Source organism: Pseudomonas sp. MUP55 (assembly GCF_034043515.1).
Taxonomy (GTDB): Bacteria; Pseudomonadota; Gammaproteobacteria; order Pseudomonadales; family Pseudomonadaceae; genus Aquipseudomonas.
This window is the reverse complement of record NZ_CP138214.1, coordinates 907,342-925,020: the sequence shown is the minus strand read 5'-3', so window position 1 is coordinate 925,020 and position 17,679 is coordinate 907,342. Positions and strand designations below refer to the sequence as shown.

Genomic DNA, 17,679 nt, shown 5'->3' with positions numbered 1-17,679 from the left:
CAAGACAGCGGCCGTCATAGGGACGCAAGCCGCCATGCAAGTGAAACACCTGCTGCTGATCGCCATCCTCGCCATGACTGCTGCTTGCTCGTCAACAAAGGACGTCGTCGACGAAAACCTGAGCGAAGTCGAGCTGTACCAGCAAGCTCAGACAGACCTGGACAATAATAGCTACACCAGCGCCACAGCGAAGCTGAAGGCCCTGGAGTCGCGCTATCCGTTCGGACGCTATGCCGACCAGGCCCAGCTCGAGCTGATCTACGCCAACTACAAGAACGCCGAGCCGGAAGCTGCCAAGTCCGCCGCCGAGCGTTTCATCCGTCTGCACCCGCAGCACCCGAACGTGGACTACGCCTACTACATGAAGGGTCTGACCTCGTTCGACCAGGACGTTGGCCTGCTGGCGCGCTTCCTGCCGCTGGACATGACCAAGCGTGACCCGGGTGCCGCTCGCGACTCCTACAACGAGTTCGCCCAGCTGACCAGCCGCTACCCGAACAGCCGCTACGCGCCGGACGCCAAGCAGCGCATGATCTACCTGCGCAACCTGCTGGCCTCCTACGAGATCCACGTGGCCCACTACTACCTGACCCGTCAGGCATACGTGGCCGCCGCCAACCGTGGCCGCTACGTGGTGGAAAACTTCCAGGAAACCCCTTCGGTGGGTGACGGCCTGGCCGTGATGACCGAGGCTTACCAGCGCTTGCACCTGGACGAACTGGCGAGCACCAGCCTGGAAACCCTGAAGCTCAACTACCCGGACCACCCAAGCCTGAAAGACGGCCAGTTCGTGCCTCAGGTTGACGAAGCCGACAACCGTTCGTGGCTGAGCAAGTACACGCTGGGCCTGATCGAGTCCCGTCCACCGCTGCCGCCAGGTGAAACACGTGCCAACCAGGACGTGATCAAGCAGTACCAGGACGCCAAGGACGCGATCCCTTCGGACCTCAAACCGCACGACGAAAACGGCGACGTGATCGAAGAAGAAGAGCCGCAAGCCCTGGGCAACAACCAGGACCGCTCGTGGTTCAGCTACATGACCTTCGGTGTGTTCGACTGATCGTTCGACGCAACGCAAAAGGGAGCTCTCAGGAGCTCCCTTTTTCATGGGCGAGTATTTATTGCGCTGTGCGCCCATGACGACCTTGGCTAAACTGGCGCATTCCTTATCGAGAAACTGCCCATCATGCTTCGTCTATTGTTCTGGATCGCCGTCATTGCCGCCGCGGTATGGCTCTGGCGCAAATTTAAAAGCCCTGCTGCCAGCCAACGCCGCACCGGCGAGCCAGATGCCGCATTGATGGTGCGCTGCGCCCACTGCGGCGTGCACGTGCCGCAGGATCGTGCGCTGAGCTCGGGCCAGGCCTGGTATTGCACCCAGGCGCACCTGCAGCAAGGGCCCAAGTCTATTCAGCGTTGAGTCGACCGGCGGGGGCGTAAGGTGCCGGATCGATGATCGGTGCCTGCCCCAGCAGCAAGTCGGCAAACAACTGGCAGGATGCCGGAGCAAGCACCAGGCCATTGCGGTAATGCCCGCAATTGAGCCACAGGCCCTTAAAGCCCGGCACCTCGCCGATATAAGGGATGCCTTCCGGCGAGCCGGGCCGCAACCCGGCCCAGTGCCCCACCACCTCGGCGTCCGCCAGGGCGGGCAACAGCTCCACCGCAGACGCCTTGAGACTTTCCAGCGCGGTGTCGGTCGGCGTTTTATCGAACCCTTCATGCTCCAGGGTGCTGCCGATCAGAATGTGCCCATCACGCCGCGGTATCGCATAGCGCCCTTTTGCCAGGACCATGCTCGACAGGAAGTCAGACGCACACTTGTAGAGGATCATCTGGCCCTTGACCGGCTCCACGGGCAGCGCCAAACCCAGTTTTCCCAGCAACTCCCCACTCCAGGCGCCCGCTGCGAGCACCACCTGATCGCCCAGCATGGCGCCAACAGCCGTATTCACGCCTACCACGGTGTCGCCTTGCAAAATAAATCCATCGACTTCGCACTGCTCGTGAATCGTCACATCGGGCAGCGCCGACAACGCCGCCTTGAGTGATTTGACCAGACGCGGATTGCGCACATTGGCCACGTTGGCCATGTAGATCGCCCGCGAATAACCGCTGCCCAGCACCGGAACCGCATCATGGGCCGCAGAAACGTCCACTTTGCTCAAGGGCCGCCCCTCACGCGCAGCCCAGGCGAGAGCGTCGGCCTCGTCATCCAGATCGAGCCAATACAGGCCCGTGGTGTGCACCTCCGGGTCAACACCGGTGGCGGCGAACAGCCGTTGCGCCAGTTGCGGGTAGAAATCCTGGGACCAGTGGGCCAAGGCCGTCACCGCCGCGCTGTAGCGCCACGGATACAGCGGCGAAACAATCCCACCGCCAGCCCAGGACGATTCCTGACCAAGCCCGGCGCGCTCCAGCAAGGTGACCGCCCGCCCCCGGTTTGCCAGGTTGTATGCCGTCAACAAGCCTATTACGCCGCCGCCGACAATCACTACTCGCTGTTGCTTTGCCATCATTTGATCCAGCCGATAAAAAGGGAGAAGCGCACCCGGCGCCCATTCATCCAGCACTCTCATCACTGCCCCCAGCATGCCTTGAGCGGCATCTGCGGCGCAGCACCCGGATTGCTTCGCATACCGGAGCTGGACAAGCGGAATTGGCCGCACGCGTCGCTCGCCATGACTGAGTCGGTGGCAGGCGTGGCGAGCAGGGCAAAATCCTGGGGGTTCAATACTGCGCTGATTCTATAGTGATCATTGCCCGTACTGACGCCGCCTGCATCAATAAAACTGCCGTTGCGCGTGTAATAGCGCTGCAGATGCTGAGCCTGCTCGGTCAGCAGCGCGACGATCTGCACCCGATACACCTTTTTCACCTGGCTGGTGTAGACGGGGTAAGCAATGCCGCCCAGCAGCGCAATGATCGCCACGGCGATCAATAACTCGATCAGGGTAAAACCCTGGCTATCCATGCCCATTCAGTTGCTCCTTATTGAAGTTGCCGCCACAAGACGCGCCGAAACCTTTCGCCGCCGCCCTCCTCCACCCGCGCGTACACGGTCTCCAGCACCGTGCGCGATTGGCCATCCAGCCCGACGGCCGTCACCCGAAAAAGCGTGGCTGGGGCATGCGGCGGCAAATGCGCCTGGCCCATACCCTCTCCCAGGGACTGAACGCCATATACCCCACTCTTGAACGCCACCCAAGTCACTCCCGAAACCGGATTGGGCCCGGCGCCCACCAACGAAAACGCTTCATCGGGCGGCGCGCAAGCGATGACCGAGTGACAAATCGGCAGCGCATGCCCGCCCCTGCGCACCGCTGCCTCCCCTAGCCGCAGGCCGCTTTCGGCAGCCTGGAACGATTGGATACGCTGCCACAGGCTGCTGGCGGCCTTCTGCTGCGAGATTGCGCCTTGCATCGATGACAGCCCCAGCAACGACAACATCAGCAAAAATACCAAGCTGATCAGCAGCACCATTCCCGTCTGCCGCATCTGGCTACTTACAACTATGGTCATCGTCCTACTCCAGCCGGTTGCGCAAAGCCGCCACGACGCTGTAAGCCTGATCCTTCACGCGACCGGTCGGGTCTTGCAGGGTCATGTGCAGGCGCACGCTGCGGATCAACGATGGATCGGCCGGGTGGCTCTCATAACCCACCACGTCCGTCGACCCAGGCCTGGCTGCCACGCCAAAGCTGAGGTCAAATGCCCGTACGTTATCCATCAGTACCGCCTTGGCCGGTGCCGAGGGCGTGCTGATCTTCAACTGGCCCGTTTCGTAGGTATAGGTAAGCTCGCGTATGGCAAAACGAATCTGGCCAGGCGCGGTCGCAGGCGCTGTTGCGGTGTAAGCCTGGGCGGCCTCCTTGCAGTCGGACACCACCGTCCAGTCAGGTTTGCCAGCACCGTGGCCGGCGTGGGCGGTCACCAGTGTCAGGGCTTTCGCGCCTGCCGATACCTCCCAACTGATCGGCCGATCAAAAGCCGCCGGGGCGTTGTGGATATAGGCGGTAGCCAAACACCCCAGCATGCCGGCCTGGCGAATATCCTGAGTCATCTTGCTCAGGACGAACCGCGCATCATCCTGCAGCACCATGGCCGCCTGCTGACTGGCCTGGGTCAATCGCGAACTGATCAGCACCTGGCTTGCACCCAGCACCACGACAAGCCCGATGGCCAATGCCAGCAGCAACTCCACCAGACCGAAACCCCGCGCCGGGCGGATCATTGCGACGTCCCTCGCCCATTGGCAACTCGACTGGTCAGGGTGAAGGTCTCCCGGGCACCGGGGCTGCTCGCGCTCCTGGCATCCTCCCAACTGATGCTGATAGTGACCTCGTCACCGCTGACCGCTACGGCACCCTTGGCGTCCTTGCCGGCAAAACCCATGATGTTGGCTTCGAAGTCATGCAGGTCCAGGTCACGCACGCTGGCTGTCGAAGTGCTGGGCTGAGCCCGCTCGGTTCGACCCCAGGCGTAATCGGCGCCGGCGTTGGCGCGAATACGGTCGAGCATGTCGTAGGCAATGAAACTGGCTTGGCTGGTCATCCGTGCGCTGTCGGTGTACTTCAGGGCGTTGAGCTGGATCGCCGCGGCGCCCAGCATCCCAAGCGCCAGGACCAACACCGCTACCAGCACTTCGACCAGTGTCATGCCGGATTGGCGTCGGCGGGAAACGCGTAGAGAAAAGGTATTTCGGCGTAAAAGCATTACCGTCGTCGTCCCTGTCGAAGGTCGTGGAAAACAGGGAAACCCTGTGTGCAGCCCAAGACTAGCGCCGGTTTTTAAACGGCGCTGCAATCGGAACAAAGGGAAATACATTGGACGCAAAGGCCATCATTCAGCCCCAGAAACCAAGCGCTATACCTATGCCTGTCACTTGAGATCACTGGCATCCACGGATGGGAGCGCACATGACACAACGGGGATTTACCCTGATCGAACTACTGTTGGGGCTGATCGTGACGGCTTTGCTGGCACAACTGGCCATACCCAACTTCAAGGGTTTGCTGGAGTCGCAGCAGCGACAAAGTGTGGCCCTGTCACTGGCCGAAGGGCTGCGTTACGCACGCGCCGAAGCGATCGCACGCAATCGTGCGGTGGTCATCCATGCATTGGATGAAAACTGGAGTCATGGCTGGCGGGTGATATTGGACCTTAGCGGGCGCGGCCATCTGGATGAGGACAATACCGTGCTGCTGGAGCGACAGGACAGCGGGCGTGTACCGGTGGCCGGAAATGGCCCGGTCAGCAGCCAGGTTCGTTTCAGCGGTCTGGGAGAGCCGGTGTTTGCCGGCGGGGGATTTCGTGCCGGCACCGTGCACGTGTGCGACACGAAGCAGGCACAGAGCCTGTATCAGGTAGTGCTGGCGCCCAGCGGGCGTATCAGCCTGCGCAGCGAGAAAGCTGAGCAGGCGTTATGCCGAGGCTGATCCAACCCGCCGGGATTCAGAGCAGCGAGCGAACCCGCAACTCCTTGGGCATGGAAAAGGTAATGTTTTCTTCCCGGCCCGCCAATTCATCGGCCCCAATGGCACCCCAGGCGTGCAATTGCTGGATCACCCCACGCACCAGCACTTCCGGGGCCGAAGCGCCGGCGGTGATGCCGATGCGCTCGACACCGTCGAACCAGCTGCGCTGCATGTCCTCGGCGCCGTCGATCAGGTACGCCGGCGTCGCCATGCGCTCGGCCAGTTCACGCAAGCGGTTGGAGTTGGAGCTGTTGGGGCTGCCGACTACCAGCACCACATCACACTCATCGGCCAGTTGCTTGACGGCGTCCTGGCGGTTTTGCGTGGCGTAGCAGATGTCGTCCTTACGTGGGCCGCCAATGGCCGGGAACCGTGTGCGCAGGGCATCGATAACGCGACTGGTGTCGTCCATGGACAAGGTGGTCTGGGTCACGAAGGCCAAGCGCTCGGGGTTTTGAACCTGCAAGTTGGCGACGTCTTTTTCGTCTTCCACCAGGTAGATGGCGCCGCCATTGCTGGCGTCGTACTGGCCCATGGTGCCTTCGACTTCCGGATGGCCGGCGTGGCCGATCAGGATGCATTCACGGCCATCACGGCTGTAGCGCGCCACTTCGATATGCACCTTGGTCACCAGCGGGCAGGTAGCGTCGAAGACTTTCAGGCCGCGGCCGGCCGCTTCGGTGCGTACAGCCTGGGAAACACCGTGGGCGCTGAAGATGACGATGACATCATCGGGCACCTGGTCGAGTTCTTCGACGAAGATGGCGCCGCGCGCGCGCAGGTCTTCAACCACGAACTTGTTGTGAACCACTTCATGGCGCACGTAAATCGGCGGCCCGAAGACTTCCAGGGCGCGGTTGACGATTTCGATCGCCCGGTCCACACCGGCACAGAAGCCACGGGGATTGGCGAGTTTGATTTGCATGCTGTGCCTCGTGTCTTGCAGCCACTTAGGGTCAGGTTTGTTGCTGACCGAAGGGACAATGGGGATCAAAGGTGGGAGGGGGATCGCCCCCTCCCACATTTTAGACCAGCGCCTTGACGCTGATGATCTCGACGTCAAAGGTCAGTGTCTTACCGGCCAACGGGTGGTTGAAGTCGATGGTCACTTGTGTGTCATCGAAGGCTTTGACCACGCCGGGCAATTCGGTATTTGCCGCATCATTGAAAATCACCAGCAGGCCTTCCGACAGGTCCATGCCTTCGAATTGCGAGCGCGCAATGATCTGCACGTTCTGCGGATTTGGCTGGCCAAAGGCATTTTCCGGCAGGATCTGCAGGTTGCGCTTATCCCCGGCCTTGAACCCAAACAAAGCCGCCTCAAAACCCGGCAGCAGGTTGCCATCGCCGACCTTGAAGGTCGCCGGGGCCTTGTCGAAGGTGCTGTCGACCGTATCGCCATTCTCCAGGCGCAATGCGAAATGCAACGTGACTTCCGTGTTCTGGCCGATGCGTTGCTCAGCCAATACCTGATCAGTCATTGACGGTCTCTCCGGTTTTCTTGCTCTTGAACATATCCAGCGCCAGCATGATTGCACCGACGGTGATGGCACTGTCGGCAAAATTGAACGCCGGGAAATAATGACGGTTCTGCCAGTGCACCAGGATGAAGTCGATTACGTGGCCCAGGGCGATGCGGTCGTACAGGTTGCCCAGCGCGCCGCCCAGCACCAGGGCGAGCGCAATGGCCAGCCAGGTATCATCGCGGCCCAGGCGCTTGAGCCAGACAACCAGCACCGCACTGACCACCACGGCGATCAGCGCGAACAACCAACGCTGCCAGCCGCCGCTATCGGCGAGGAAACTGAAGGCCGCGCCGGTGTTGTAGGCCAGGGTCCAGCTGAAGTAATCCGGGATCACCACGATTTGCTGGAACATTTCCAGGGTGCCTTCGAAATGAGCCTTGCTGACCTGGTCGATGACCAGGACCAGCACGCTCAGCACGAGCCAGCCAAGACGTCCGAAACGGCCGGCGTCAGGCATGCTTTGACTAGGCATAGTGGCGAACCTCGCCTTCACCGCTGATGTTATCCACGCAACGACCGCAGATTTCCGGGTGCTCAGGGTTCACGCCGACATCTTCACGGCAGTGCCAGCAACGGGCGCACTTGGGGAAGGCCGACTTGACCACTTTGAGCTTCAGGCCCGGCACTTCGGTCGCCACCGCATCCGCCGGCGCCTGGGTGAAGGGTGCCAGGCTTGCGGTCGAGGTGATCAACACAAAGCGCAGCTCGTTGCTCAGCTTGGCCAGGTCGGCGGTCAGGCCTTCCTCGGCAAACAGGGTGACTTCGGCTTGCAGGTTGCCACCCACGGCCTTGGCCGCGCGCTGCACTTCCAGCTCCTTGTTCACCGCAACCTTCACGGCCATCACGCCTTCCCAGTACTCGCGGCCCAGTTCGAAGTCGGCCGGCAGTTCGGTCAGGCCTTCGTACCAGGTATTGAGCATGACGGACTCGTTACGCTCACCCGGCAGGTATTCCCACAGCTCGTCGGCGGTGAACGCCAGGATCGGGGCGATCCAGCGCACCAGCGCTTCGCTGATGTGATACAGCGCGGTCTGCGCCGAGCGGCGCGCCTTGCTGTTGGCGGCGGTGGTGTACTGGCGGTCCTTGATGATGTCGAGGTAGAAGCCACCGAGTTCCTGCACGCAGAAGTTGTGGATCTTCGAATACACGTTCCAGAAGCGGTACTCGCCGTAGTGTTCCTGCAACTCGCGTTGCAGCAACAGGGTACGGTCCACGGCCCAACGGTCGAGGGCGATCATGTCCTCGGCCGGCAGCAGGTCGGTGGCCGGGTTGAAACCGGTCAGGTTCGACAGCAGGAAGCGTGCGGTATTACGGATGCGACGGTAGGCATCGGCGCTGCGGGCCAGGATCTGGTCCGACACGGCGATCTCGCCCGAATAATCGGTCGACGCAACCCACAGACGCATGATGTCGGCGCCCAGGGTGTCGTTGATCTTTTTCGGCTCGATCACGTTTTTCAGCGACTTGGACATCTTGCGACCGTTTTCGTCGACGGTGAAGCCGTGGGTCAGCAATTCGCGGTACGGCGCATGGCCATCGATGGCGCAACCGGTCAGCAACGAAGAGTGGAACCAGCCACGGTGCTGGTCGGAACCTTCCAGGTACAGGTCGGCACGCGGGCCGGTTTCGTGGCCCATCGGGTGCGAACCGCGCAGGACGTGCCAATGGGTGGTGCCCGAATCGAACCACACGTCGAGGGTGTCACTGATTTTGTCGTACTGCGGCGCTTCGTCACCCAGCAGCTCGGCGGCGTCCAGCTTGAACCAGGCTTCGATGCCTTCCTGTTCAACGCGCTGGGCCACTTCTTCCATCAGCTCGACGGTGCGTGGGTGCAGCTCACCGCTTTCCTTGTTCAGGAAGAACGGAATCGGCACGCCCCAGTTGCGCTGGCGGGAGATGCACCAGTCCGGACGGTTGGCGATCATCGAGTGCAGGCGCGCCTGGCCCCAGGCCGGGACGAACTGGGTGTCTTCGATGGCTTTGAGGGAGCGTACGCGCAGGGTCTCGCCGTTGGTTGGCTCTTTGTCCATGCCGATAAACCACTGCGCAGTGGCGCGGTAGATCAACGGGGTCTTGTGGCGCCAGCAGTGCATGTAGCTGTGCTTGATGGTGTCGGCCTGCATCAACGCGCCGACTTCACGCAGCTTGTCGATGATCGGCTGGTCGGCCTTGAAGATGAACTGCCCGCCGAAGAACTCAAGCGACGGCACATACACGCCGTTGCTCTGCACCGGGTTGATGATGTCGTCGTTGACCATGCCGTACTTCTTGCAGGTCACGAAGTCGTCCACGCCGTAGGCAGGCGAGCAGTGAACGATGCCCGTGCCCGAACCCAGCTCAACGTAGTCGGCCATATAGACGGGCGACAGACGGTCATAGAACGGATGACGGAAGTTGGTCAGTTCCAGCGCGGAGCCGGTAGTGGTGGCGATCACCGAGCCTTGCAGTTCGTAACGCGCCAGGCACGACTCGACCATTTCTTCGGCCAGCACCAGCAGGCGGTCACCCACGTCAACCAGCGCGTAGGTGAACTCCGGGTGCACGTTCAGCGCCTGGTTGGCAGGAATGGTCCATGGCGTGGTGGTCCAGATCACGATGGCCGCGGGCTTGGCCAGCGATGCCAGGCCGAAGGCCTCGGCCAGCTTGGCGTCGTCGGCGATCGGGAACGCCACGTCGATGGTCGAGGATTTCTTTTCTTCGTACTCGACTTCCGCCTCGGCCAGGGCCGAGCCGCAGTCGAAGCACCAGTTCACGGGCTTGAGGCCCTTGAACACGAAACCACCCTTGACGATTTCGGCCAAGGCACGGATTTCACCGGCCTCGTTCTTGAAGCTCATGGTTTTGTAAGGGTTGTCCCACTCGGCCAACACACCCAGACGGATGAATTCGGATTTCTGCCCTTCGATCTGCTCGGTGGCGTAGGCACGGCACAGTTCGCGGGTTTTATCCGCGCCCAGGTTCTTGCCGTAGGTCACTTCGACTTTGTGTTCGATCGGCAGGCCGTGGCAGTCCCAACCCGGAACATACGGTGCGTCGAAGCCCGACAGGGTCTTCGAACGCAGGATCATGTCCTTGAGAATCTTGTTCAGCGCATGACCGATGTGAATCGTGCCGTTGGCATAAGGAGGGCCGTCGTGCAGGACGAATTTCGGACGATCCTTGCCAATTTCGCGCAACTTTCCGTACAGGCCAATACTGTCCCAGCGCTGCAGGATCTGCGGTTCGCGCTGTGGCAGGCCGGCCTTCATTGGGAAGGCGGTGTCCGGAAGGTTTAGCGTGGCTTTATAGTCGGTCATTTAAGGCTCTTCGGTTAGCGATGGGCGCTAGGTGCGGCTAGTGCACGGGCGGCGGCGACATCCGCATTGATCGCCGTTTTCAATGCCTCAAGGGAGGCAAATCGCTGCTCTTCACGCAGCTTCTGGTGGAAAACCACCGTTAAACGCCGGTCGTATAAATCACCGGCAAAATCCAGAAGGTGAACTTCCAGGTGGGCCTTGCCATCACCTGCAACCGTGGGCCTGACGCCTATGTTGGCGACTCCCGGCCACGATTGGCCGTCGATGTCGACACTCACCAGGTAAACCCCGGTCAGCGGCACACGACGGCGCTTGAGTTGCACGTTGGCGGTTGGCGTGCCCAGTTGGCGCGCCAGCTTCTGGCCGTGCAGTACCCGTCCGGCGATGCGGAACGGGCGACCGAGCAAGCGCTCGGCCAAGGCGAAGTCGGCAGCGGCCAGGGCGTTACGCACCTGGGTGCTGCTCACGCGCAGACCGTCCAGTTCGACGGTTTGCGCGGCTTCGACGGTAAAACCCTGGTTGACGCCAGCGTGCTGCAGGAAATCGAAATCGCCGACGCGGTCGCAACCAAAACGGAAGTCGTCGCCGACCTCCAGATGCTGTACGCCCAGGCCATCGACAAGGATCCGGTCGACGAACTCGGCGGCGCTCAGGCTTTGCAGGCGCTGGTTGAAAGCCAGGCAGAGGACGCGGTCCACACCCTCTTCAGCCAGCAGCTGCAACTTGTCCCGCAGGCGGGCCAGACGGGCCGGCGCCGTTTGCGGGGTAAAGAATTCCCGCGGCTGTGGCTCAAAAATCACCACGCAGCTGGGCACGCCCAACTCGACCGCACGCTCGCGCAGCCTGGCCAGGATAGCCTGGTGGCCACGGTGAACACCGTCAAAGTTGCCAATAGTGGCGACGCAGCCCCGGTGCTCGGGGCGCAGGTTGTGGAGACCTCGAACCAGCTGCATAACGCGCTTCTTGCTCATAAAGTGGTCGATTATAACCACACCCGGCCCCGGACGACAGGCAACAGCGCAGGCCAAATGGATCGATTCGATAAAACAGCCGTTTTACCGCTGCAAACTGTCTATCCCAGCGACTTGCGATTGAAATCGCGCAGGCGGAAACCCTGCAGCAGCAACATCCCGAAGTAAACCACCACGCCCGCCACCACCAGCACGCCAAGGCGCAGGAAGCGCTCCAGCATGTGGCCCTGGTCCCAGGCCGGCATCACCTGCATCAAGCCAAGCAACACGGCAGACATCGCGGCCACTGCCACCAGCAACTTGAGGGTAAACGCCCCCCAGCCTGGCTGCGGCTGATACATCTGCTGCTTGCGCAGTTGGTAGAACAACAGGCCGGCATTGATGCAGGCACCGGCACTGATCGCCAACGCCAGGCCGGCATGGGCCAGCGGGCCGATGAAGATCAGGTTGAGCAGCTGTGTGACGATCAGCGTGAAAATCGCGATCTTCACCGGCGTGCGGATGTTCTGCTGGGCATAGAAGCCCGGTGCCAGCACCTTGATCACGATAATGCCGAGCAGGCCGACGGAGTAGGCCACCAGCGCATGCTGGGTCATCAAGGCGTCATGGGCGTCGAATTGTCCGTATTGAAACAGCGAGACTGTCAAAGGTTCAGCCAGGATACCCAGGGCCAGTGCGCATGGCAGCACCAGCAGGAAGCACAGGCGCAGGCCCCAGTCGAGAATGCGCGAATACTCCTGGCGGTCCTTGCTCGCATAGGTGCGCGCCAGGGTCGGCAGCAGGATCGTACCCAAGGCGACCCCGAGCACGCCGGATGGCAATTCCATCAGACGGTCGGCGTAGTACATCCACGACACCGAGCCGGACACCAGCAGCGAAGCGAAGGCGGTGTTGATGATCAGGGAAATCTGACTGACCGACACCCCGAGGATCGCTGGCAACATATTGCGCATCACGCGCCAGACGCCGGTGTCCTTGAAGTTCAGGCGCGGCAGCACAAGCATGCCGATCTTTTTCAGATGCGGCAGCTGGTAGAGCAACTGCGCCAGGCCGCCGGCCAGGACGGCCCAACCCAGGGCCATCACCGGCGGGTCGAAGTACGGCGTGAGGAACAGCGCGAAGATAATCATGCTGACGTTAAGCAGTGTCGGCACGAAGGCCGGCACCGAGAAACGGTTCCAGGTATTGAGAATCGCCCCGGCGAGCGATGACAGCGAGATCAGCAATATATAAGGAAAGGTCACGCGCAGCAGATCAGTGGTCAGCGCGAATTTCTCCGGGGTATTGGCAAAGCCGGGGGCCGTGGCCCAGATCACCCAGGGCGCGGCGAGTATGCCGACGAAGGTCACCAGCATCAGCACCAGGGTCAACAGGCCAGAGACGTAGGCAATGAATGTGCGGGTTGCCTCCTCGCCGTGCTGAGTCTTGTATTCGGCCAGGATCGGCACGAATGCCTGGGAAAACGCGCCTTCGGCGAAGATCCTGCGCAGCAGGTTGGGCAATTTAAAGGCGATGAAGAAGGCGTCCGTGGCCATGCTGGCGCCAAAAATACGCGCCAGCAGGGTGTCACGCACAAACCCCAAAACCCGGGAGATCATCGTGATAGAGCTGACGGCAGCCAACGATTTGAGCAGATTCATTGAAAGAGTTTGCGCCTATAGATAAAGAGCAGGCGAACAAAGCGCCTACTTATGCGATACTGCGCGCCTGCAACAGCACAGAGCCAAAGCTCGCGAGTTTACAGGTCAAGCGCCGGAAATAAATCACCCGCCTCTTCAGATCGACCACTCAGCAGTTCGCATCAGCCGCCCTTGACAACCCATCAAGTCATCGGCATGATTCGCGGCCTATTTTGTTTGCTATTTCCTAAAAAGTCTTTCGAGGAGCTCGACGGTGGCCAACACACCTTCCGCCAAAAAACGTGCAAAACAGGCTGAGAAGCGTCGCAGCCACAACGCCAGCCTGCGTTCCATGGTTCGTACCTACATCAAGAATGTAGTTAAAGCCATCGACACCAAAGACGCTGAAAAAGCTCAAGCAGCTTACGTTCTGGCCGTGCCAGTTATCGACCGTATGGCCGATAAAGGCATCATCCACAAGAACAAGGCCGCTCGTCATAAGAGCCGCCTGAACGGCCACATCAAGGCTCTGAGCGTTCCTGCTGCAGCCTAAGTGGTAACAACTGCCACGCGACCTGAGGTTGCGTAACAGTTAAGAAATGCCCCGTACCGAAAGGTCCGGGGCATTTTTGTTTGTGTTCAGATCACCATCCAAATGTGGGAGGGGGCTTGCCCCCGATAGCGGTGCATCAGTACCAGATATTCTGAATGACACACTGTCATCGGGGGCAAGCCCCCTCCCACATTTGAATAGGTGGCGCATTATCAAGCGCAAAAAAAAGCCCCGAACCAGTCGGGGCTTTTTGCTACCGCTTGATCAAAACATCGATCAGTGCTGATGACCGCCTTCACCGTGAACGTGGCCGTGAGCCACTTCTTCCTGGGAAGCGTCGCGGATGGCAACGATCTTCACCTGGAAGTTCAGACGCTGGCCAGCCAGAGGGTGGTTACCGTCAACGGTCACGTCGTCGCCGTCCAGGTCGCGGATGGTCACGATCTGCATCTGGCCGTCCGGCGCGGAAGCGTGGAACTGCATGCCCACTTCCAGCTCATCGACGCCTTCGAACATGCTGCGGCTCAGGGTGCTGACCAGTTCGGCGGAGTATTCGCCGTAGGCATCTTCAGGTTCTACGGCCACGGTCAGTTCATCACCAACCGCCTTGCCTTCCAGAGCCTTTTCCAGGCCTGGGATGATGTTACCCGCGCCTTGCAGGTAGACCAGCGGCGCGCCGCCGGCGGAGCTGTCGATGACCTCACCAGCGTCGTTGGTCAGGGTATAGTCGATGGAGACAGCCTTGTTAGCGGCGATCGTCATGGGGCGAGACCTTTTGCATAAGAATGAAGAACGGACAAGTCTAAACAAGGATTTGCCCGAAAGCGAACAGAACCCGGACAGACGGGGCCGACCAACGGTCTCGACGATCTGCGGTTTCCACCAGGACGACGACCTGCACTGGGTCGCCGAGCTGTCCTGCGGCCACACCCAGCACCTGCGCCACCAGCCGCCCTGGCAGTCACGCGCCTGGGTACTGGACCCTGCGCAACGCCTTGAAAAAATAGGCCAACCCTTTGCGTGCGGCTGGTGTGCGCAACAGCCCGAATAACGATAACCTTGGCGCCTGATTCGCGGTAGGCACTCATGCATAGAGCGCCACCCAAGCCATGCACCTCCAGAGAATTCGCATGCAGACTTTTTTTATCGCGCCCACCGATTTTGGTGTGGGTCTGACCTCCATCAGCCTTGGGCTGGTGCGCACCCTGGAACGCGCCGGGCTGAAAGTCGGTTTCTTCAAGCCGATTGCCCAGCCGCACCCTGGCGACACCGGCCCCGAGCGCTCTACCGAACTGGTGGCGCGCACCCACGGCCTGAAGCCGCCACAGCCCCTGGGCCTGGCCCACGTGGAGCGCATGCTCGGCGACGGCCAGCTCGATGAGTTGCTCGAAGAGATCATCACGCTGTACCAGCAAGCCGCCGTGGGCAAGGACGTGCTGATCGTCGAAGGCATGGTGCCGACCCGCAGCGCCAGCTATGCGGCACGGGTCAACCTGCACCTGGCCAAGAGCCTGGATGCGGAAGTGATTCTGGTCTCGGCCCCGGAAAATGAAGTGCTCACCGAGCTGTCCGGCCGCGTGGAACTGCAGGCCCAACTGTTCGGCGGCCCGAAAGACCCGAAAGTACTGGGCGTGATCCTCAACAAAGTGCGCACCGACGAAAGCATGGAGGCCTTCTCGGCGCGCCTCAAGGAGCACTCGCCGTTATTGCGCAGCGGTGATTTCCGCCTGCTCGGCTGCATTCCCTACCAGCCCGAACTCAACGCGCCGCGTACCCGCGACGTGGCCGACCTGATGGGCGCGCAAATCCTCAACGCCGGCGACTACGAAACCCGGCGCATGACCAAGATCATTATCTGCGCACGCACCATGCGCAACACCGTGGAGTTGCTCAAGCCCGGCGTGCTGGTGGTAACTCCGGGCGATCGCGACGACATCATCCTTGCCGTCAGCCTGGCCGCCATCAACGGCGTTCCGCTGGCCGGCCTGCTGCTGACCAGCGACACCCTGCCCGACCCGCGCATCATGGATTTGTGCCGTGGCGCGTTCCAGGCCGGGTTGCCGGTACTCTCGGTGAGCACTGGCTCCTATGACACCGCCAACCAGCTCAATAGCCTCAACAAGGAAATCCCCATCGATGACCGCGAGCGCGCGGAGATCATCACCGACTTCGTCGCCAGCCACCTCGATGCGCGCTGGCTGCACCAACGCTGCGGCACCCCACGGGAGATGCGCCTGTCACCGGCGGTATTCCGCTACCAGTTGATCCAGCGCGCCCAGGCCGCCAACAAGCGCATCGTGCTGCCCGAAGGCAGCGAGCCGCTGACCGTACAAGCCGCTGCGATCTGCCAGGCGCGCGGCATTGCCCGCTGTGTGCTGCTGGCCAAGCCGGCGGACGTAGAGGCGGTGGCTCGCGCCCAGGGCATCGAACTGCCGGAAGGCCTGGAGATACTCGACCCGGACCTGATCCGTCAGCGCTACGTCGAGCCCATGGTGGCCCTGCGCAAGAGCAAGAGCCTGAACGCGCCCATGGCCGAGCAGCAACTGGAGGACACCGTGGTGATCGCCACCATGATGCTCGCCCTGGACGAAGTCGACGGCCTGGTGTCCGGGGTGATTCACTCCACCGCCAATACCATCCGCCCGGCCTTGCAGTTGATCAAGACGGCGCCGGGCTGCACGCTGGTGTCGTCGGTGTTCTTCATGCTGTTCCCCGAGCAGGTGCTGGTGTACGGCGACTGCGTGATGAACCCGCACCCGAGTGCTGCGGAGCTGGCGGAAATCGCCCTGCAAAGCGCCGATTCGGCGGCCGCGTTCGGCATCGTCCCGCGCGTGGCGATGATCAGTTATTCCAGCGGCGACTCGGCCAGCGGCGAAGAAGTGGAAAAGGTCCGCGAAGCCACCCTGCTGGCCCACGAGCAACAGAGTTCGCTGCTGATCGACGGCCCGTTGCAATACGACGCCGCCGCCAACGAAAGTGTCGCCCGGCAACTGGCTCCCAACAGCCAGGTCGCTGGCAAGGCCACGGTGTTCGTGTTCCCCGACCTGAATACCGGCAACACCACCTACAAAGCCGTGCAGCGCAGCGCCGATTGCGTAAGCCTGGGGCCGATGCTCCAGGGCCTGCGCAAACCGGTCAACGACCTGCCGCGCGGCGCCCAGGTGGACGACATTGTGTACACCATCGCGCTGACTGCGATCCAAGCCGCCAACCGACCTATGGATATCTAAATGCTGGATTTTCTACCTGCCGCCGTGCGCGGGGTGATCGCTTCCCTGCTGCTGGCGCTGAACACGATCCTGCTGTGCTCGTTCCTGTTTATCGTCGCGCTGTTCAAGGCCCTGCCCTTCGCCAAACGCTTCAGCGAATGGTTGATGAACCACACGCACGAAGCCTGGGTCACCAACAACAAGGGCTGGATGAACCTGGTACGGCGCACCCGTTGGCACCTTAGCGGCCTTGAAGGCCTCGATTATCAGCATTCCTACCTGGTGACCAGCAACCACCAGAGCTGGGTCGACATCATGGTGCTGCAATACGTGCTCAATCGCCGCATTCGCCCGCTGAAGTTCTTCCTCAAGCAGGAGCTGATCTGGGTGCCGGTGATTGGCCTGGCGTGGTGGGCACTGGGTTTCCCGTTCATGAAGCGCTACACCAAGGCGTACCTGGAAAAACACCCGGAGAAGAAAGGCAAGGACCTGGAAACCACCCGCAAGACCTGTGCGAAGTTTCGCGCCAACCCGGTGGGCATTTTCAACTTTGCCGAAGGCACACGGTTTACGCCGGGCAAGCATGCGCAGCAGCAGTCGCCCTTTCGCTATCTGCTCAAGCCCAAGGCCGGTGGTATCGCGTTTGTGCTGGATGCCATGGGCGAGCAGTTGAAGTCACTGGTGAACGTGACCATCCACTACCCAGCCGGGCGCCCGGGGTATTGGGATTTGCTGTGCGGGACTGTGAAGGATGTGGTGGTGCAGTTCGAAGAGGTGCGGATTCCGCCGGAGTTTATCGGCAAGAATTATGAGCAGGACGGGGAGTATCGGTTGGCGTTCCAGGGGTGGATCAACCGGTTGTGGGAAGACAAGGATGCGTTGCTGGCAAAGCTTCACACCGATTACCCAGACCGCAACTGATCAAAATGTGGGAGGGGGCTTGCCCCCGATAGCTGTGTGTCAGTCAGTACATCTGCCACTGATCCACCGCTATCGGGGGCAAGCCCCCTCCCACATTTGGTAACTGC

General features: G+C 61.2%; 18 protein-coding genes and 1 pseudogene. 7 read left to right on the top strand and 12 right to left on the bottom strand.

Annotation, left to right across the window (positions count from 1 at the left end):
- Nucleotides 1-34: 34 nt before the first annotated feature.
- Nucleotides 35-1,060: an outer membrane protein assembly factor BamD gene (locus SC318_RS04015; protein WP_124356980.1), complete on the top strand. Its 1,026-nt coding sequence runs from the start codon at nucleotides 35-37 to the stop codon at nucleotides 1,058-1,060.
- Between the two features lie 126 nt (nucleotides 1,061-1,186).
- On the top strand, nucleotides 1,187-1,420 hold the full coding sequence (locus SC318_RS04010; RefSeq protein WP_124385069.1) for a PP0621 family protein: 234 nt from the start codon (nucleotides 1,187-1,189) through the stop codon (nucleotides 1,418-1,420).
- Here SC318_RS04010 and thiO read toward each other — a convergent pair.
- From thiO to pilV, 5 genes are all read right to left on the bottom strand, one after another.
- Complete coding sequence (thiO, locus tag SC318_RS04005) at nucleotides 1,407-2,516, bottom strand: glycine oxidase ThiO (RefSeq protein WP_320429745.1); 1,110 nt, start codon at nucleotides 2,514-2,516, stop codon at nucleotides 1,407-1,409. The genes SC318_RS04010 and thiO overlap by 14 nt on opposite strands.
- A 62-nt stretch (nucleotides 2,517-2,578) precedes the next feature.
- Nucleotides 2,579-2,980 (bottom strand): type IV pilin protein, encoded by a 402-nt coding sequence (locus SC318_RS04000; protein ID WP_320429744.1) that lies wholly within the window; start codon nucleotides 2,978-2,980, stop codon nucleotides 2,579-2,581.
- 11 nt (nucleotides 2,981-2,991) lie between these two features.
- Nucleotides 2,992-3,522, bottom strand: a complete 531-nt coding sequence (locus SC318_RS03995; RefSeq protein WP_320429743.1) for a pilus assembly PilX family protein — start codon at nucleotides 3,520-3,522, stop codon at nucleotides 2,992-2,994.
- 4 nt (nucleotides 3,523-3,526) lie between these two features.
- A complete protein-coding gene (locus tag SC318_RS03990) occupies nucleotides 3,527-4,234 on the bottom strand; it encodes a PilW family protein (protein WP_320429742.1) in 708 nt (235 codons plus the stop codon).
- The gene (gene pilV / locus SC318_RS03985) at nucleotides 4,231-4,716 is read right to left on the bottom strand and encodes a type IV pilus modification protein PilV (protein ID WP_320429741.1); all 486 of its coding nucleotides are present in this window, start codon (nucleotides 4,714-4,716) and stop codon (nucleotides 4,231-4,233) included. The genes SC318_RS03990 and pilV overlap by 4 nt, the downstream gene beginning before the upstream one ends.
- 203 nt (nucleotides 4,717-4,919) lie before the next feature.
- On the opposite strand from pilV, the pseudogene SC318_RS03980 reads away from it, so the two are divergent.
- Nucleotides 4,920-5,435, top strand: a pseudogene (locus SC318_RS03980) (GspH/FimT family pseudopilin); the annotation flags it as partial.
- 19 nt (nucleotides 5,436-5,454) lie between these two features.
- On the opposite strand, the gene ispH reads toward SC318_RS03980, so the two are convergent.
- The 6 genes from ispH to murJ all read right to left on the bottom strand — a co-directional run bounded on the left by ispH (nucleotide 5,455) and on the right by murJ (nucleotide 12,910).
- Entirely contained in the window at nucleotides 5,455-6,402 is a 948-nt protein-coding gene (ispH, locus tag SC318_RS03975) for a 4-hydroxy-3-methylbut-2-enyl diphosphate reductase (RefSeq protein WP_320429740.1), read from the bottom strand.
- Between the two features lie 100 nt (nucleotides 6,403-6,502).
- The gene (locus tag SC318_RS03970; protein ID WP_320431187.1) at nucleotides 6,503-6,943 is read right to left on the bottom strand and encodes an FKBP-type peptidyl-prolyl cis-trans isomerase; all 441 of its coding nucleotides are present in this window, start codon (nucleotides 6,941-6,943) and stop codon (nucleotides 6,503-6,505) included.
- A 7-nt stretch (nucleotides 6,944-6,950) separates the two neighbouring features.
- Entirely contained in the window at nucleotides 6,951-7,460 is a 510-nt protein-coding gene (gene lspA / locus SC318_RS03965) for a signal peptidase II (protein WP_320431186.1), read from the bottom strand.
- A 7-nt stretch (nucleotides 7,461-7,467) separates the two neighbouring features.
- On the bottom strand, nucleotides 7,468-10,299 hold the full coding sequence (gene ileS / locus SC318_RS03960; RefSeq protein WP_320429739.1) for an isoleucine--tRNA ligase: 2,832 nt from the start codon (nucleotides 10,297-10,299) through the stop codon (nucleotides 7,468-7,470).
- Nucleotides 10,300-10,313: 14 nt separating this feature from the next.
- Nucleotides 10,314-11,252, bottom strand: a complete 939-nt coding sequence (gene ribF, locus SC318_RS03955; RefSeq protein WP_306491557.1) for a bifunctional riboflavin kinase/FAD synthetase — start codon at nucleotides 11,250-11,252, stop codon at nucleotides 10,314-10,316.
- 119 nt (nucleotides 11,253-11,371) lie between these two features.
- On the bottom strand, nucleotides 11,372-12,910 hold the full coding sequence (gene murJ, locus SC318_RS03950) for a murein biosynthesis integral membrane protein MurJ (RefSeq protein WP_320429738.1): 1,539 nt from the start codon (nucleotides 12,908-12,910) through the stop codon (nucleotides 11,372-11,374).
- Nucleotides 12,911-13,163: 253 nt separating this feature from the next.
- Here murJ and rpsT point away from each other — a divergent pair, with 253 nt between their 5' ends.
- Nucleotides 13,164-13,442 (top strand): 30S ribosomal protein S20, encoded by a 279-nt coding sequence (rpsT, locus tag SC318_RS03945; protein WP_003188401.1) that lies wholly within the window; start codon nucleotides 13,164-13,166, stop codon nucleotides 13,440-13,442.
- 276 nt (nucleotides 13,443-13,718) lie between these two features.
- Here rpsT and SC318_RS03940 read toward each other — a convergent pair whose 3' ends face one another.
- Nucleotides 13,719-14,204: an FKBP-type peptidyl-prolyl cis-trans isomerase gene (locus tag SC318_RS03940; protein ID WP_032886172.1), complete on the bottom strand. Its 486-nt coding sequence runs from the start codon at nucleotides 14,202-14,204 to the stop codon at nucleotides 13,719-13,721.
- Here SC318_RS03940 and SC318_RS03935 point away from each other — a divergent pair.
- From SC318_RS03935 to SC318_RS03925, 3 genes are all read left to right on the top strand, one after another.
- Complete coding sequence (locus tag SC318_RS03935; RefSeq protein WP_124385058.1) at nucleotides 14,203-14,493, top strand: DUF3565 domain-containing protein; 291 nt, start codon at nucleotides 14,203-14,205, stop codon at nucleotides 14,491-14,493. The genes SC318_RS03940 and SC318_RS03935 overlap by 2 nt on opposite strands.
- Nucleotides 14,494-14,572: 79 nt before the next feature.
- On the top strand, nucleotides 14,573-16,672 hold the full coding sequence (gene pta, locus SC318_RS03930) for a phosphate acetyltransferase (protein WP_124361222.1): 2,100 nt from the start codon (nucleotides 14,573-14,575) through the stop codon (nucleotides 16,670-16,672).
- Nucleotides 16,673-17,572, top strand: coding sequence for a 1-acylglycerol-3-phosphate O-acyltransferase, YihG family (locus SC318_RS03925; protein WP_320429737.1), 900 nt, complete (start codon nucleotides 16,673-16,675; stop codon nucleotides 17,570-17,572). It begins immediately after the preceding gene.
- Nucleotides 17,573-17,679 lie beyond the last annotated feature (107 nt).